At 70.5% G+C, this 16,206-nt stretch carries 13 protein-coding genes and 2 pseudogenes; 5 read left to right on the top strand and 10 right to left on the bottom strand.

What is annotated here, in order from left to right:
• Window positions 1-62 precede the first annotated feature (62 nt).
• The 3 genes and pseudogenes from ASG95_RS19095 to ASG95_RS22150 form a co-directional block, all read left to right on the top strand.
• A partial coding sequence (locus ASG95_RS19095; RefSeq protein ID WP_369820399.1) for an acetate--CoA ligase occupies window positions 63-1,385 on the top strand: 1,323 nt, incomplete at its 3' end.
• Between the two features lies 1 nt (window position 1,386).
• Window positions 1,387-1,641 (top strand): annotated as a pseudogene (locus tag ASG95_RS22145) (acetyl-coenzyme A synthetase); the annotation flags it as partial.
• A gap of 1 nt (window position 1,642) precedes the next feature.
• Window positions 1,643-1,982, top strand: a pseudogene (locus ASG95_RS22150) (acetyl-coenzyme A synthetase); the annotation flags it as partial.
• Window positions 1,983-2,107: 125 nt separating this feature from the next.
• Here ASG95_RS22150 and ASG95_RS19100 read toward each other — a convergent pair.
• Window positions 2,108-2,479, bottom strand: coding sequence for a VOC family protein (locus ASG95_RS19100; protein WP_056921672.1), 372 nt, complete (start codon window positions 2,477-2,479; stop codon window positions 2,108-2,110).
• Between the two features lie 144 nt (window positions 2,480-2,623).
• On the opposite strand from ASG95_RS19100, the gene ASG95_RS19105 reads away from it, so the two are divergent.
• A complete protein-coding gene (locus tag ASG95_RS19105) occupies window positions 2,624-3,070 on the top strand; it encodes a PA2169 family four-helix-bundle protein (RefSeq protein ID WP_056921671.1) in 447 nt (148 codons plus the stop codon).
• Between the two features lie 65 nt (window positions 3,071-3,135).
• Here ASG95_RS19105 and ASG95_RS19110 read toward each other — a convergent pair whose 3' ends face one another.
• Together ASG95_RS19110 and ASG95_RS19115 are read right to left on the bottom strand one after the other, a co-directional pair.
• On the bottom strand, window positions 3,136-3,939 hold the full coding sequence (locus tag ASG95_RS19110; protein ID WP_056921670.1) for a glycerophosphodiester phosphodiesterase family protein: 804 nt from the start codon (window positions 3,937-3,939) through the stop codon (window positions 3,136-3,138).
• 181 nt (window positions 3,940-4,120) lie between these two features.
• Complete coding sequence (locus ASG95_RS19115) at window positions 4,121-4,921, bottom strand: IclR family transcriptional regulator (protein ID WP_056921669.1); 801 nt, start codon at window positions 4,919-4,921, stop codon at window positions 4,121-4,123.
• A 108-nt stretch (window positions 4,922-5,029) separates the two neighbouring features.
• Between ASG95_RS19115 and aceB the strand changes: the two genes are divergently transcribed.
• Window positions 5,030-6,679 (top strand): malate synthase A, encoded by a 1,650-nt coding sequence (gene aceB / locus ASG95_RS19120; RefSeq protein WP_369820400.1) that lies wholly within the window; start codon window positions 5,030-5,032, stop codon window positions 6,677-6,679.
• Window positions 6,680-6,742: 63 nt separating this feature from the next.
• Here the strand turns inward: aceB and ASG95_RS19125 are convergent, their stop codons facing one another.
• The 7 genes from ASG95_RS19125 to ASG95_RS19155 all read right to left on the bottom strand — a co-directional run bounded on the left by ASG95_RS19125 (window position 6,743) and on the right by ASG95_RS19155 (window position 16,203).
• Window positions 6,743-8,053: a guanine deaminase gene (locus tag ASG95_RS19125; protein WP_056921668.1), complete on the bottom strand. Its 1,311-nt coding sequence runs from the start codon at window positions 8,051-8,053 to the stop codon at window positions 6,743-6,745.
• Window positions 8,050-8,865, bottom strand: coding sequence for a xanthine dehydrogenase accessory protein XdhC (gene xdhC / locus ASG95_RS19130; RefSeq protein ID WP_056921826.1), 816 nt, complete (start codon window positions 8,863-8,865; stop codon window positions 8,050-8,052). Before xdhC ends, ASG95_RS19125 begins: the two co-directional genes overlap by 4 nt.
• Window positions 8,866-8,867: 2 nt before the next feature.
• The gene (gene xdhB / locus ASG95_RS19135) at window positions 8,868-11,324 is read right to left on the bottom strand and encodes a xanthine dehydrogenase molybdopterin binding subunit (protein ID WP_057378472.1); all 2,457 of its coding nucleotides are present in this window, start codon (window positions 11,322-11,324) and stop codon (window positions 8,868-8,870) included.
• Entirely contained in the window at window positions 11,321-12,826 is a 1,506-nt protein-coding gene (locus tag ASG95_RS19140; RefSeq protein WP_057378473.1) for a xanthine dehydrogenase small subunit, read from the bottom strand. Before ASG95_RS19140 ends, xdhB begins: the two co-directional genes overlap by 4 nt.
• A 232-nt stretch (window positions 12,827-13,058) precedes the next feature.
• The gene (locus tag ASG95_RS19145; protein WP_235544056.1) at window positions 13,059-13,793 is read right to left on the bottom strand and encodes an aspartate/glutamate racemase family protein; all 735 of its coding nucleotides are present in this window, start codon (window positions 13,791-13,793) and stop codon (window positions 13,059-13,061) included.
• Entirely contained in the window at window positions 13,790-15,337 is a 1,548-nt protein-coding gene (locus tag ASG95_RS19150) for an NCS1 family nucleobase:cation symporter-1 (protein WP_082592888.1), read from the bottom strand. Before ASG95_RS19150 ends, ASG95_RS19145 begins: the two co-directional genes overlap by 4 nt.
• A gap of 176 nt (window positions 15,338-15,513) precedes the next feature.
• Window positions 15,514-16,203 carry a GntR family transcriptional regulator gene (locus tag ASG95_RS19155; protein ID WP_057378474.1) on the bottom strand — a complete coding sequence of 230 codons (690 nt, stop codon included), beginning with the start codon at window positions 16,201-16,203 and terminating at the stop codon, window positions 15,514-15,516.
• Window positions 16,204-16,206 lie beyond the last annotated feature (3 nt).

Below are 16,206 nucleotides of genomic sequence, written 5' to 3' on the forward strand. Positions count from 1 at the left end.
ATGCAGGTTGGCTGGGGTGGTCACCGCGACCTCGAACGCACTGCCGCGAGAGTTGCCTGCCGATGCCGCCAGGAGGAACCACCGTGTCCGAGCCCACGACGACGAGCCACACCGAGGGTCTGGACCTCGCCCCCACCCCCGAGTTCGCCGCACAGGCCAACGGCAAGGCCGACCTCTACGACGCGGCCGCCGCCGACTTCGAGGGGTTCTGGGCCGACCAGGCCCGGCAGCGCCTGAGCTGGGCCAAGGACTTCGACCAGACGCTGGACTGGAGCGGGGCGCCGTTCGCCAAGTGGTTCGTCGGCGGCGAGGTCAACGCGGCCTACAACTGCGTCGACCGACACGTCGAGGCCGGGAACGGCGACCGGGTCGCGATCCACTTCGAGGGCGAGGGTGGCGACACCCGCACGGTCACGTATGCCGACCTGCAGCGTGACGTCGCCAAGGCCGCCAACGCGCTGGAGTCCCTCGGGGTCGCCAAGGGCGACCGGGTCGCCATCTACCTGCCGATGATCCCCGAGGCGGTCGCGGCGATGCTGGCCTGCGCCCGGATCGGTGCACCGCACTCAGTGGTGTTCGGCGGGTTCTCGGCCGACGCCCTGCGCACCCGCATCGCCGATGCGGAGGCCAAGGTCGTCATCACCGCCGACGGTCAGTTCCGTCGCGGCAAGAGCGCCCCGCTCAAGCCCGCGGTCGACGCCGCGGTCGAGGGCGAGACCACCGTGGAGAAGGTCCTGGTCGTGCAGCGGACCAAGGACGCAGTCGACTGGAACGACGACCGCGACGTCTGGTGGCACGACGTCGTCGACTCGGCCAGCGACCAGCACGAGGCCGTCGCCCACGAGAGCGAGCACCCGCTGTTCATCCTCTACACCTCGGGGACCACGGGGAAGCCGAAGGGCATCTTCCACACGACCGGCGGCTACCTGACGCAGGCGGCCTACACGAACTCGGTCGTGCACGACGTGCACCCCGAGACCGACGTCTACTGGTGCACCGCCGACATCGGCTGGGTGACCGGGCACTCCTACATCGTCTACGGACCCTTGGCCAACGGCGCGACCCAGGTCATCTACGAAGGCACTCCCGACACCCCGCACCAGGGCCGCTGGTGGGAGATCGTCGAGAAATACAAGGTCTCGATCCTCTACACCGCACCCACCGCGATCCGGACCTTCATGAAGTGGGGCGACGACATCCCCGCGAAGTTCGACCTGTCGTCGCTGCGGCTGCTCGGCTCGGTCGGCGAGCCGATCAACCCCGAGGCGTGGCTCTGGTACCGCAAGAACATCGGCGGCGGCAGCGCCCCGATCGTCGACACGTGGTGGCAGACCGAGACCGGCGGCATCATGATCAGCCCGCTGCCCGGCGTCACCGACCTCGAGNCAGCCGCTGCACGACCCCGAGGCGGTCGGCTACCTCGTGCTGACCAAGCCGTGGCCGGGCATGCTGCGCGGCATCTGGGGCGACCCGGAGCGCTACAAGGAAACCTACTGGAGCCGGTTCGGCGAGAAGTACTACTTCGCCGGCGACGGCGCGAAGTACGACGCCAAGGGCAACATCTGGCTGCTGGGCCGCGTCGACGACGTCATGAACGTCTCCGGCCACCGGCTCTCCACCGCCGAGATCGAGTCCGCCCTCNCCACCCGACGGTGGCCGAGGCGGCCGTCGTGGGCGCCACCGACGAGACCACCGGCCAGGCCGTCGTGGCCTTCGTCATCCTGCGCGGGGGCGCCGAGGACCACGGCGACGACACAGTGCAGGAGCTGCGCAACCACGTGGCCAAGGAGATCGGGCCGATCGCCAAGCCGCGCTCGATCATGGTGGTCTCCGAGCTGCCCAAGACCCGCTCGGGCAAGATCATGCGCCGCCTGCTGCGCGACGTCGCCGAGAACCGCGAGGTCGGCGACGTCACGACGCTGGCCGACTCCTCGGTCATGAACCTCATCAAGGAGGGCATGTCCACCGCCAAGGAGGACTAGCTGCTGACCGCCGGACGATCAGGTCGCGCGTCGTCCGGCGGCGGTGAGCACGGCCCTGGCGCCTGACCGACCGAGCTGATCGTTCGGCGGCAGGCGGCAGGCGGCCGTCGGCTCGGGTGCGGCCGTCAGCTGGTGCAGAGGCAGAACGGGTGGCCGGCCGGGTCGAGCATGACCCGGAAGGTCGTGCCCGGCTGCTGCGCGTGCTTCGTCGCGCCGAGGGCGATCACGGCCGCCTCGGCGGTGTCGAGGTCGTCGACGACGACGTCGAGGTGCATCTGCTGCGGCACGTCCTGACCCGGCCAGATCGGCGCCTTGTAGTCCTCGACGCCCTGGAACGACAGGCACTGGCCGTAGTCGGCCTTCACGTCGATCCACCCGTCCGACGCGTCGAAGTTGGCGGTGTCGACCGCCCAGTCGAGCATCGCTCCGTAGAAGGTGGCGAGCGCCAACGGGTCGGGACAGTCGAGGACGATGCTGGGGAAGCGTGCGATGGCCATGCCTCGCACGCTACCGGCGGTTGCGGACGATCCCCGTCCTGATCGGCTCCGCGCCCGTCGCGTCCCTGCCCCGTGGGGTTTGGGAGGGGACGGTGCGGGTAGGCCCCCGGTGAAGTGCCATCACCGATCAAAGGAGAACGAACCATGTCTGCTGACGAGAAGGTCGCCAAGGACCTCGTGGAGACCCTCAAGGACGGCCGGAAGGGCTTCGCGTCCGCAGCCGAGAAGCTGCGTGACAGCGACAGCCCCGAGGTCGCCGCGACGTTGGAGCGTCTCTCCGAGCAGCGCGCCGCCTTCGCCCGCGACATCGTGGCCATGGGTCACGCCTACGGTGAGGACGTCGACGAGAGCGGCTCGGTTGCCGGCACCCTGCACCGTGGGTGGCTCGCACTCAAGGACGCGCTGACCGGCGACGATGCCTCCGGCGTCCTCGGGGCCGCTGTCACGGGCGAGGACCACGCAGTGTCGGAGTACGAGAAGGCGCTCGCGGAGGACGACCTCAGCGACGGCTTCCGCGCCGTGGTCCAGCAGCAGCACGCGGCGATCGTGACCGCGCGCGACGAGGTCAAGGCCCTCCAGCGCCTGACCTGAGCGAGGTCCAGCATTGCTCCGAGCGCTCGTCCCACCAGTGGGACGGGCGCTCGGGCGTTGCGGCCTCAGCCGGCCAGCGAGCCCCGGGCGGCGGAGGTGGTGGGTGAGACCGGCATCGGGATCCACTCGCCGCGCGCGACGAGCACCTCGCGCAGCAGGTCCGGTCGGTCGGTGATGATCCCGTCCACCCCGGCATCGAGGAGCCGCACCATCGAGGGCTGGTCGTTGACCGTCCAGACCACGACCTTGACCCCGATCCCGTGCGCGCCCGTCACCAGGCGTTCGACGAACACCTGCACCCGCCCCAGCCGGTCCGGCACGTGCAGGAACTCTGCGGTCGCGAACCGGCGAGCGGGCGGCATACCGGCACGCGCGCAGGTGACCACTGCGGCCAGCGCGCGCCAGCCCAGGGCGGTCCGCACGCCCGGCACCTGCGCGCGCACGACGTCGAGGCAGCCGTCCCAGGCGCCCGCAATGCAGACCCGCTCACGGAAGTCCTTGTGCTGCAACACCTTCGTGAGTGCGCCAACGGCGGACCGCTCCTTGAGGTCGACCGTGAACCTGGCGTCGGGGAAGGCTTCGAGGGCCTCGGTCAGCGTCGGGATCGGTTCGCGCTCCAGGACGCGCAGCTGCCGCAGCTGCGCGAGGGTATGCCGCGCGACCGGGCCACGTCCGTCCGTGACCCGGTCGAGGGTCGCGTCGTGGAAGCAGGCGAGCTGACCGTCGGCGGTGATGCGGACGTCGGTCTCGAGGTAGCGGATGCCGAGGGCGGTCGCCAGACCAAAGGCGGTCAGCGTGTTCTCGGGCGCGAGGGCGGCACCTCCGCGGTGGGCGAGGGCGATGGGTCCGAGCTCGGAGCCGTAGGCCATGACACCAGCGTGCCGGGTGCGGGAGGCCAGAAGCGCGGAAAACGGCCTCTGGCACCACTGTTCACCCCACGGAAGGCAACCGTTCGCCCGATGCTGACCTCCGGTCACCGACCGCCCTGTTGGTAGCGAAACTTCCCGAAATCCGGGTGTTTCGCTACCAACAGGGCGGGAGCGGTCGGGGCTAGGCCGTCGCGCCCCGCATCTCCGCCGAGATCGCTGCCGCCACGGCGTGCATCGGGCCGGCCGCGCCCTCGACGAACGAGTCGGTCATCCGCGGCAGCGGACCGGACACCGACAGGGCCAACGGCTGCGGCGAGCCCGGGATGGCGACGGCGACGCAGCGCACGCCGACCTCCTGCTCGCCCTCGTCGAGGGCATAGCCGCGCTCGCGGGTGCGCCCCAGCTCGGCCGCGAAGGCCTCGGGGTCGGTGATCGTGTGCTCGGTACGGGCCGGCATACCGGTGCGGGCGAGGATCGCCTGCACCGCCTCAGGGTCCATGCCGGCCATGATCGCCTTGCCGACCCCGGTGGAGTGCGGCAGCACCCGGCGACCGACCTCGGTGAACATGCGCATCGAGTTGCGGCTGGCCATCACCTGGCCGATGTAGACCACCTGGTCACCGTCGAGCATCGCGAGGTTGACCGACTCACCGAGCTCGTGGGCCAGCCGCTCCATGTGGGGCCGCGCCCACCGGCTGACCATCCGCGAGGTCGTCTCCCCGAGGCGGATCAGGCGCGGTCCGAGCGAGTACTGGCGCGAGGCCTCCTGCCGGACGTAACCGAGGTCGACGAGGGTCCGCACGAGGCGGTGGATGGTCGGCAGGGGCAGCTGCGCGTCGTTCGCGAGCTGCGACAGGCTGATGACGCCGCCGGCGTCGGCCATCGTCTCGAGGATGGCGAACGCGCGCTCGAGCGACTGGACGCCACCGCCGGTCCTGGGGGCAGGCGTCGAGGCGTCCTCGACGGTCGGTTCGGTGCTCATATATCTCTCCCCAGTCCTTCCCGAATGAGAAGAAGATTTCGTATCATGGAACAATCCTAGTCCGTGAGCCGCCACCGCGGCACGCGACACCACTGACTTCTCCCGAGGATGCGCATGTCCGAGTCCAGCACGCCCACCAGGCAGTCCGCGCCCAGCGTCGTCGTCGACGCCCCCCACGAGGTCGAGCGGAGCGCTTACATCCTGAGTCCGGAGGCGCTGGCCTTCCTCGGTGAGCTGCAGGTGCGGTTCGGGCCCCGCCGCGACGAGCTGCTCCAGGCCCGGCGGTCGCGTCGCGCGGAGGTGTCCCGGACCGGACGGCTCGACTTCCTCGAGGAGACCCGCGCGGTGCGCGAGGGTGACTGGACCGTCGCCCCGGCGCCCGCCGACTTCGCCGACCGCCGGGTGGAGATCACCGGGCCGACCGAGCGCAAGATGGCGATCAACGCCCTCAACTCCGGCGCCAAGGTGTGGCTCGCCGACCTCGAGGACGCCAACACCCCCCACTGGGACAACGTGATCGGCGGCCAGGTCAGCCTATACGACGCGGTCCGCCGCACCATCGAGCTCACCGCCCCGAACGGCAAGCACTACGAGCTCAAGGACCCGGGCGGCATACCCGTCATCGTGCCGCGACCCCGCGGCTGGCACTTCGACGAGGAGCACCTGACCCTCGACGGGCGGCCGCTGGTCGGCGCCCTGGTCGACTTCGGCCTCTACGTCTTCCACAACGCCGCCGAGCTCATCGCGCGCGGCAGTGGCCCCTACTTCTACCTCCCCAAGATGGAGTCCCACCTCGAGGCCCGGCTCTGGAACGACGTCTTCACGTTCGCGCAGGAGTCGTTGGGCATCCCGCACGGCACGGTCCGCGCGACGGTGCTGATCGAGACGATCCCCGCAGCCTTCGAGATGGACGAGATCCTCTACGAGCTGCGCGACCACGCGGCCGGGCTCAACGCCGGGCGCTGGGACTACCTGTTCTCGATCATCAAGTACTTCCGGGACTCCGGGCCGTCGTTCACCCTCCCCGACCGCAACGCCGTGACGATGAACGCGCCGATGATGAAGGCCTACAGCGACCTGCTGGTGCAGACCTGCCACAAGCGCGGGGCGTTCGCGATCGGCGGCATGGCGGCGTTCATCCCGAGCAAGGACCCGGCGGTCAACGAGGCCGCCTTCGCCAAGGTGCGGGCCGACAAGGAGCGCGAGGTGGGTGCCGGGTTCGACGGGTCGTGGGTCGCGCACCCCGGCATGGTCGACCTGTGCAAGGAGATCTTCACCGGCGTCCTCGGTGACTCCCCCAACCAGCTCGCCAAGCAGCGCGACGAGGTCTCGGTCAGCGGCGACGACCTGCTCGACGCGGCCTCGACGCCGGGCGACCGGACGCTGGATGGCTTGCGGGGCAACGTCTCCGTCGGCATCCAGTACCTCCAGGCGTGGCTGCTCGGCAATGGCGCGGTCGCGATCCACAACCTCATGGAGGACGCTGCGACGGCTGAGATCTCGCGCAGCCAGATCTGGCAGTGGCTCAACTCCGGAGCCACCCTCGCCACGGGCGAGACCGTCACCCGCGAGCTCGTCGACGAGGTGGTCGAGAGCGAGTATGCCGCCCTGGTCGAGGCCGTCGGCGACGACGAGACCGTTCGGGGTGCGTTGGAGACGGCGCGGCGGCTGTTCGTCGAGTGCGCGTTGGACCCCGACTTCCCCGACTTCCTGACGCTCCCGGCCTACGCCGAGGTCCTCAAGGCCGAGCGCGCCTGACCGGTTCGATGTGAACACGCCGGGGTTCCCCGGCGTGTTCACATCGAACGGGAAGCAGGATCGTCAGGTGCGGCGGGGCATCCGCCAGCGACCGGCGGCGATCTGGTCGCCCCCGACCCACACGCCGCCGATGTCGGAGGTGGTGCCGAGCGCGAAGACCTTCGAGAGCGCGTCGTCGGCCGACTTGGCGTTCCCGAGCCCGACGGCCAGCGGGTCGCCGGCCTCGGGCAGCAGCCAGATCGCGTCGAACTGCTTGCCCACCGACAGGTCGCCCACCTCGTGGTCGAGCCCGAGCGCACGAGCCCCGGCCGAGGTGCACAGCCAGAGCAGGTGCGCCGAGGTGAGGGGCAGTCCTTCGTCACCCAGCAGGCGCTGCATGAAGTAGGCCTGCAGACCCTCCTTGAGCATCGAGAAACCGGTGCCCGCACCGACATCCGACCCCATGGCGACCTGCACGCCCGCCTCGACGTGACGGCGCAGGGGGAAGAGCCCGCTGCCGAGGGCGGAGTTGCTGGTCGGGCAGTGCGCGACGGAGGCCCCTCGCGCGGCGAGGGTGGCCAGCTCGGGGTCGGTCGGGTGCACGTTGTGGGCCAGCACCGAGCGCGGCGTCACGAGTCCGTGGCGGTCGTAGGTGTCGACGTAGGAGGCGCCGCCGAACAGCTCGGCGACCTCCTTCACCTCGGCGGTGTTCTCGTTGACGTGGGAGGTGAACCAGGAGCCGTCGACCTCGCCGAACGTCGCGGCGCAGGACTCGAGGATCGCGTCGCTCGCAGACAACGAGAAGCGAGGTGTCACGGCATACCGGAGGCGACCCTTGCCGTGCCAGCGTGAGGCGAGGTCACGGGACTCCTGGTAGGCCCGCTCGGGTGTGGTGAGCAGCGGCTCGGGCAGGATCCGGTCGGAGGTGACCAGCCCGGTGGTGACCCGCAGACCCCACAGGTCGGCCGCCTCGAACATCACGTCGACCGCGGAGGCGAAGTGCGACCCGAACACGAGGGCCGTGGTGGTGCCTGCGTCGACGAGCCCGGTGACGAAGTCCCGGGCCACTCCACGGGCCATGTCGACGTCGGCCAGCCGCATCTCCTCGGGGAGGGCGCACTGGTCGAGCCAGTCGAGCAGCGGCATCCCGAGGCCACCGATGACCCGCACCTGCGGGAAGTGGACGTGGGTGTCGACCAGTCCGGGCAGGACCATGCCCTCACGCAGGTCGAGGACGTCCTCGTCGGGGTGCTCTGCCCGTAGCGTCACGAAGTCGCCGCGAGCGACGATCACGCCACGCTCGACGAGCAGCCCGCAGTCGTCCTGGGCCCGGAGCGACCCACCCTCGAAGGGGTCGTCCGGGGTGTCGAGCACGGTGGCCCGGAAGAGCGTCATCGGGCGACCTTCGACGTCTCCGACTCGAACACGCGGACCAGGTCGGCAGCGACACCCAGCGCGATCGTGGCCGGGTCCTTGCCAGTGAGGTCGGGGAGCCCGATGGGGGTCTGGATGCGCGAGAGGTCGGCGTCCGAATGTCCCTCTGCCGCAAGGCGCTGACGGAAACGCGACCACTTGGCTGACGAGCCGATGAGCCCGATCGACCCGAGGTGCGCGCAGCGCAGGGCGCCGTCGCACAGGGCCGCATCTTCCGCGTGGTCGTGCGTCATCACCAGGACGTGCGTGCCCTGGGGCACCTGGCCGAGGACGAGCTCGGGGACCGGCGCGTGGTGGACGTGCACCCGGGCCGTCGAGTCGTCGAGCACGCCGAGCCGGTCGTGACCCAGCTGGTCGGCGCGGGAGTCGACCAGGTGGAGCTCGAGGTCGTGACGGGCGAGGATGCGGGCGAGCTCGAGACCGACGTGGCCGATCCCGAAGATCGCGACCGCAGGCACCACCGCGAGCGGTTCGAGCAGGATCTGCACCTCGCCGCCGCAGCACTGTTGGCCGTGCTCGGCCGGCGCCTTGTCGTTGAGGGACAACGAGATCTGCTCGGGCGCGGCCGCCCCCTCGGCGAGCATCGCGCGAGCTCTGGTGACCGCGGTGGCCTCGAGGTTGCCCCCGCCGATGCTGCCCCACGTCGCACCCACGCCGACGACCATCTTGGCCCCCGCCTCGCGCGGCGAGTGCCCTCGCACCGACGTCAGCGTCACCAGGACACCGGGTCGGCGCTCACGGCGCAACCGCTCGACGGCAGACAGCCACTCCATGGTCACGTCCCCGCCCTCGCCGGCTGGGCGGCCTGCTCGGAGCGCGGTCGCAAGGGCGCGGCGTCGGCGCCGGGCTGGTCGGGCACGACGCCAGGGGCACCTTCGACCATGGCGGTCATGTGCGGCGGTTCGGCGCCGCCCCGCGCCTCCTGGACGGCCCAGAAGACCGCCTCCGGGGTCGCCGGCGAGGCCAGGTCGACGGACGTCCCGGCCGGACCGAACGCGGCCGCGGCCTCGCGCAACGCCTCGCGCACCGAGAACGCCAGCATCAGCGGCGGCTCGCCCACCGCCTTGGAGCCGTAGACCGCGCCGTCCTCGTGGGCCCGCTCCAGCAGCGCCACGTTGAAGACCTCGGGCATCTCGGAGAAGCTCGGCAGCTTGTAGGTGCTCGCCGCCTGGGTGGCCAGCCGACCACGCGACGGCCGGTCCGACTCGTCCCAGCGCAGGTCCTCCAGCGTCAGCCAGCCGGCACCCTGGACGAACGCGCCCTCGACCTGGCCGATGTCGACCAGCGGCGAGAGCGAGTCGCCGACGTCGTGCACGATGTCGACCCGCCGCAGCCGGTAGGCGCCGGTGAACTCGTCGACCTCGACCTCGCTGGCTGCCACGCCGTAGGAGAAGTACTTGAACGGCGACCCGTGCATGGCCGACGAGTCCCAGTGCAGTCCCTCCGTGCGGTAGAAGCCGGCCGCCCACAGCTGGATCCGCTGGAAGTAGGCCTGGTTGACGAGGTCGGCCCACGGCACGGTGGCGCCACCGCCGACCTTGCCGACGTGGCCGTCGCTGAACCGCACGTCGGCCGGGTGCACCCCGAGCCGACCGGCGGCGACAGCCCGCAGCCGCTCGATGATCTGCTCGCAGGCGTCCTTGACTGCCCCACCGTTGAGGTCGGCCCCGGAGCTGGCCGCGGTGGCCGAGGTGTTCGGGACCTTGTCGGTGCGGGTCGGTGCGAGCCGGACGGTCGACAGCGGCACCCCCAGGGTGGTGGCCGCGACCTGGAGCATCTTGGTGTGCAGCCCCTGGCCCATCTCGGTGCCACCGTGGGTGATCAGCACCGACCCGTCCTTGTAGACGTGGACGAGTGCGCCGGCCTGGTTGAACGACGTGAAGTTGAACGAGATCCCGAACTTCACGGGCGTCATCGCCAGGGCGCGCTTGGAGTGCTCGTGCGAGGCGTTGTATGCCGCGATGTCGGCCTTGCGCGTCGCGACGTCACCGGTCGTGAGCACCTGCTCCCAGCAGATCGCGACCCGCTCGGGGTGGCGGACCGGCTGGCCGTAGGGAGTCGACTGCCCGTCGACGTAGAAGTTGCGGGACCGCAGCTCGATCGGGTCGATGCCCAGCTGGGGCGCGCACCGGCCGAGGATGTCCTCGATGACGAGCATGCCCTGCGGCCCGCCGAATCCGCGGAACGCGGTCTGCGACGTCTTGTGGGTCTTGGCGATCCGGCCGTTCACCCGCACGTTGGGGATCCAGTAGGCGTTGTCGATGTGGCAGAGGGCCCGGGCCAGGACGGGCTCGGAGAGGTCGAGGCTCCAGCCACCGTCGGAGGTGAGCGTGGCATCGAGGGCCTGCAGCCGACCGGTGTCGTCGAAGGCGACCCGCCACTGGGCGTGGAACCCGTGCCGCTTGCCCGACATGGTCATGTCCTGGGTGCGGTTGAGCCGCAACCGCACCGGACGCCCGGTGAGCGTCGACCCGAGGGCCGCGATCGCGGCATACCCGTGGGGCTGCATCTCCTTGCCCCCGAAGCCGCCGCCCATCCGCAGGCACTGGACGGTGACGGCGTGGCTGTGCAGGCCGAGGACGTGGGCGACGATGTCCTGCGTCTCGGTCGGGTGCTGCGTCGAGCTCTGGACGAAGATCTGGCCGTTCTCGTCGACCAGCGCGATCGAGCAGTGCGTCTCGAGGTAGAAGTGCTCCTGCCCTGCGAACTCGAACTCGCCGCTGTAGACGTGCGCCGCACCGGCGAACCCGGCCTCGATGTCACCGCGCTCCATGTGCGGCTGCCCGCCCTGGAAGCTGCCCGCCTCGATCGCCTCGTGCACCGTCACCAGCGACGGCAGCGGCTCGTAGTCGACCTCGACCGCGAGCGATCCCAGCCGGGCGGCCTCGAGCGTCTCGCCGAGCACCCAGCACACGGCGTGACCGAAGAACATGACCTCCGACGGGAACAGCGGTTCGTCGTGCTTGACCCCGGCGTCGTTCACGCCGGGGACGTCCTCAGCGGTGAGCACCCGCACGACTCCCGGGACCTCGAGCGCGGGCGACGGGTCGAGCCTCGTGATGCGGGCATGGGCGTGCGGGGCCTGCACCGGGTGGGCGTGCAGGATGCCGTGCGTGCGGACCGCGAGGTCGTCGGTGTAGAGCGCCTCGCCGGTCACGTGCAGCGACGCGGCCTCGTGGGGGATCTCCTGCCCGACCACGGGATTGGCTGGGCGTTCGGACAGGGCGCTCATGCTCCGACCTCCTGCTGCGTCGCGGTCTCGGCATGGAGCTTCAGGAGCGCGGTGCCGAGCGTCGCCGTGCGGTATGCCGCGCTGGCGCGGTGGTCGTCCATGGGCGTGCCTTCGGCGCGCATCACCGCTGCCGCCTCTCGGACGACGTCAGCGCTCCACGCCCGGCCCTCGAGCGCGGCCTCGGTGGCCAGCGCCCGGATGGGGGTGGCGGCGACGCCGCCGAGGCCGATGCGCGCCTTGGTGACGACCCCCTCGCGGAGGTCGAGCGCGAAGCCGACCGCCACGCTGGAGATGTCGTCGAACCGGCGCTTGGCGATCTTGTGGAAGGCGGTGACCTCACTGAGCGGCAACGGGATCCGCACGGCGCGGATGAGCTCGCCCTCGCGCTTGACGGTCTGGCGGTAGCCGGTGAAGTAGTCGGCCAGGGGCACCTCGCGCTCGCCGTCGGCCGACGCGAGCACGACCAGGGCTTCCAGCGCGAGCAGCGCGGGCGGGGTGTCGCCGATGGGAGACCCGGTGCCGAGGTTGCCGCCGATGGTCGCGCCATTGCGGATCAGTCGAGAGGCGAACTGCGGGAACATCTTGTCCAGCAACGGGACCCGCCCCGCCAGGCCGCGCTCGACCTCGCTCAGGCTGAGGGCGGCGCCGATCTCGACGGAGTCGTCACCGACCGACAGTGTCCGGAGCTCGGGCAGCCGGTCGATGCCGATCGCGAACGGGGTCCGCGCGCCCCGGATGTTGACCTCGACGCCCCAGTCGGTGGCGCCGGCCACGAGGACGGCGTCGGGGTGGTCGGCCAAGAGGGAGAGCGCCTCGGTGAGGTCCCCGGGGCGCGCGTAGGTGCCCGTGGCGCCGTCGAGCCGGGTGGCACGGGCTACCGGCGGGGCGGCGGCCAGCCGCGCGGCATACGGGTCGTCGTCAGCGGGCGCGCCGAGGGCGTAGGCGGCGTCGCGGATCGGCCGGTAGCCCGTGCAGCGACAGAGGTTGCCCGACAGGGCGTGCAGGTCGAAACCGTTGGGTCCGTGCTCGTGGTCCGGTGCGTTGCCGGGGTCGTTTGCCGTGGCGGCAGGCTCGTGGCCGTTCTGTGACGGGTCCGGAGTCGCGGCAGTAGCGGCGCAGCGACCCTCGCGGTAGTACTCAGCGGCCATGCTGCAGATGAAGCCCGGCGTGCAGTAGCCACACTGCGACCCGCCGCGGACCGCCATCTCGCGCTGCACCGGGTGGAGCGCGTCGGGACGGCCGAGCCCTTCGGAGGTCACGACCTCCTGGCCGTCGAGCGCGGCGACCGGGACCAGGCACGCGTTGATGGCCGTCCACTGGGTGCCCGACCCCTCGGTGGGACGAGCCACCATGATCGAGCAGGCGCCGCACTCCCCCTCGGCGCAGCCCTCCTTGGCGCCGGTCAGGCCCTGGGCCCTGAGCCAGTCGAGGGTCGTCGTGCTCGGGTCGGTGCCGTCGAGCGCGCGGGGCGCGCCGTTCACCGTGACCCGGTGCTCTCCCATAGCGTGAAGCTCGTCAACAGCGTGGGTGTCGGCTGGCGCCATCTCTACTCCCGTCGCCCCGTCCTTGGGGACCATCATCCCCCAGGCGTCACCGCCAGGGGGCATGGTTGCTGACAGGAGTGGGTCCGCCGGTTATCCATGCCGAACGACGGCCCTGTCGTTGGTTCCTGAGCACGATACTTCTCAACAAACTGTTGAATCAAGGGTTCGGGGCGACTGTTTCACCCACTGGTTAGCGGCGGCCGAAGCCCTGCAGCACCCCGGTGTAGGCCTTCGGGGGTGGCGGGGCGAGCTCGCCGTGCGTCGAGGCGTGCAGGCCCAGCCGCACGACGCTCTCGGCCAGCAGGGTCCCGGCCGCGACGCCGTCGACGACCGGCACGCCCAGCTGCTCGGTGAGCAGCTCGGGCAGGCCGGCCATCCCCGCGCACCCGAGCACGATCGCGTCGGAGCCGTCCGCCGCGAGGGCGTTCTTCGCGAAGGCGAGGATCACGGCATACGTGCGGTCGCGGTCCTCCTCGAGCTCGAGGACGGGGATGTCGCACGCGTGCACGCCCGCGCACTGGCGCTCCAGGCCGTAGGTGCGGGTGAGGTCCCGGGCGCGACCCACCGTGCGGCTCATCGTGGTGACGACCGAGAAGCTCCGCCCCAACAGCGAGGCGGTCTTCATCGCCGCCTCGGCGATGCCGATGACCGGCCTGGACGCCGCCTCCCGGGCGGCGTCCAGACCGGGGTCCCCGAAGCAGGCCAGGACGAAGGCGTCCGCCTGCTGGTCTGCGCGGATGACCTCGAGCAGCCCGGGCACGGCGAGGGCCTCGTCGTAGTGGCTCTCGATCGAGGCCGGCCCCATCGACGGTGTGCGGGCCGTGACGACGGTGTCGGGGCCGGCCACCCGCCGCGCCTCGGCCTCGATGAGCGCGGTCATCGACTCCGTGGTGTTGGGGTTGACGACGGTGAGACGGACGGTCACTTCACACACGTCTTCGCGTCGAGCGGGCTGTCGCTGACACCCATCCGCGGCGCGAGCAGGGCGTAGGCCGCGAAGCCCAGGCCGCAGCCGATGAACCACGAGTAGTCGTCGAACCGGTTGATGCCGGGGACGAACACCGCCGCCACGGCGCCGGCCGCAGCGATCGCGGTCGCCCAGATCGCGGGCGGGTTGTAGCCCCGCTTGTAGTGGTAGGCGCCGCCCTCGTCCATGGTGAACAGGTCGTCGACGCACACCCGCTGCTTGTGCACGACGTAGTAGTGCGCGATGAGGACCCCGAACAACGGGCCGATGAAGGCGCCCAGGGTGTCGAGCGTGTAGTGGATCGTCTCAGGGCTCTTGTAGAGGTTCCACGGCGTCAGCAGGACCGAGCCGACCGCGGCGATCATGCCGCCCATCCGCCAGCTGATCTTCTGCGGGCTCACGTTGGAGAAGTCGAACGCGGGCGAGACGAAGTTGGCGACGATGTTGATCCCGATCGTGGCCGTCGTGAAGGTCAGGGCGGCGAGGACGAGGGCGAAGGTGTTGTCGATGTGACCGACGGTCTCCACCGGGTCGGTGATCAGCTTGCCGTAGACCGGCAGGGTGGCCGCGGCGGTGAGCACGGTCAGCAGCGAGAAGAAGACGAAGTTGATCGGCAGGCCCCAGAAGTTGCCCTTCTTCACGGCCTGGAAGGTGCGGCCGTAGCGCGAGAAGTCACCGAAGTTCAGCATCGGCCCGGAGAAGTACGAGACCACCAGGGCGGTCGCCGCGAGCATCGTCGTGAAGACCTTGCCGCCGGACAGCTCGTGGTCGGAGAGGTTGAGGTTGACGCTCCAGCCGGCCTTCGACAGCAGGTAGACGCAGAGCGCGATCATCACGACGTAGACGGCCGGGCCGGCGAAGTCGATGAACTTGCGGATCGTGTTCATGCCGGTCCAGAAGACCGCCGCCTGCGCCACCCAGAGCAGCGCGAACGTCGCGTAGCCCAGCGTCGACAGGCCGAGGAACCCGTGCTGGCTCACGTCGGCGTACGGCTCGAGCCCGGGCCACATCCGCACCAGCAGGATGTCGAGAGATGCCGAGGCGAGGTAGGTCTGGATGCCGTACCAGGCCACCGCGATCAGCCCGCGGATGATGGCGGGGATGTTGGCGCCGAGCACCCCGAACACCGACCGGCAGATCACCGGGTAGGGGACGCCGGTGCGCTGGCTGGGCTTCGCGACGAGGTTGCAGAAGAACAGCACGATCGTGATGCCGACGATCAGGCACACGAACACCTGCCAGCTGGTGAGGCCCAGCGCGAAGAGGCTGCCGGCGGTGATGTAGCCACCGACGCTGTGCACGTCGGACATCCAGAACGCGAAGATGTTGTACCAGGACCAGGTCTGGTCCTTCAGGGGCGCAAGGTCCTCGTTGGTCAGCCGCCGGTCGTAGCTGGGTTTGATCAGACCCGTGCCCGCCCCGTGGTCGTGCTCACCGTGGTGCGTGGCGAAGCCTGCCTCTGCGGCAGCTTCCTCGGTCAATGGTGTGTCAATGCCGGCCATCGGTCCTCCAAGTTTTCTGTGTTACGAGAACCTTAGGGAGACAACGGTTTCCGGCATATGTCCTGAACCGTATATCTGCGTATATCCGGCAACACTGCGTTAACGTCGACAGGTGCGCACAGGCCGCGGACCCACCCGCACAGCGGGTGGCGGATGCAGACGCACAGGGGGCCGGGTCAGTCGTCGCTGAGGCTGGAGATGCAGGCGGTGAGCCGGCTGTGGTGTGCCGCCGCGACGGCTGTGAGCCAGGCGGCGTCACGAGCGACGAACGCGTTGAGCATCTCCTCGTGGTCCGCGCGCAGCTCTGCCCTGTCCTCGGCACTGACCCGCATCATCGTCTGCACCGGCTCGGTGAGGTTCCACGCGATCTCGAGCATGTGGAGCAGGCGCGGCATGTGGCACGGCGAGAGCAGGGCCTCGTGGAACTCGCGGCTGGCGCGCTGGAAGCCGGCGGCGTCCTGGGCCGCCACAGCCGCGCCCAGCCCTTGGTGGACGGCCCTGGCGCGGGCGTCGTCGGTGGGAGTCGCCTGGCGCACGGCCGCCTCCAGTGCGGCCGCCTCCAGGGCGCCGCGCACGATGTAGAGCTCGTCCAGCTCTGCCTGCGAGAGCGCGGTGACGGTGTAGCCGAGTCGCGGCTGGTGTTCGAGGAGTCCTTCGCCCAGCAGGGTCTTAAGCGCCTCGCGCACGGGGATCAGGCTCACGCCGAAGAAGGCAGCCACATCGTCGAGCGGGATCGGGCTCCCCGGCGGCACAGCACCGGACGCGATGACACGGCGCAGCTCGGAGAGCACCTGCGGTCCGGAGACGTAGGCGTCCTCACGCGTCAGGAGGCTGACGATCCCCGACTGCCGCCGCGGCTGCGCCATGGT

Source organism: Phycicoccus sp. Soil803 (genome assembly GCF_001429685.1).
Classification (GTDB): Bacteria; Actinomycetota; Actinomycetes; order Actinomycetales; family Dermatophilaceae; genus Pedococcus.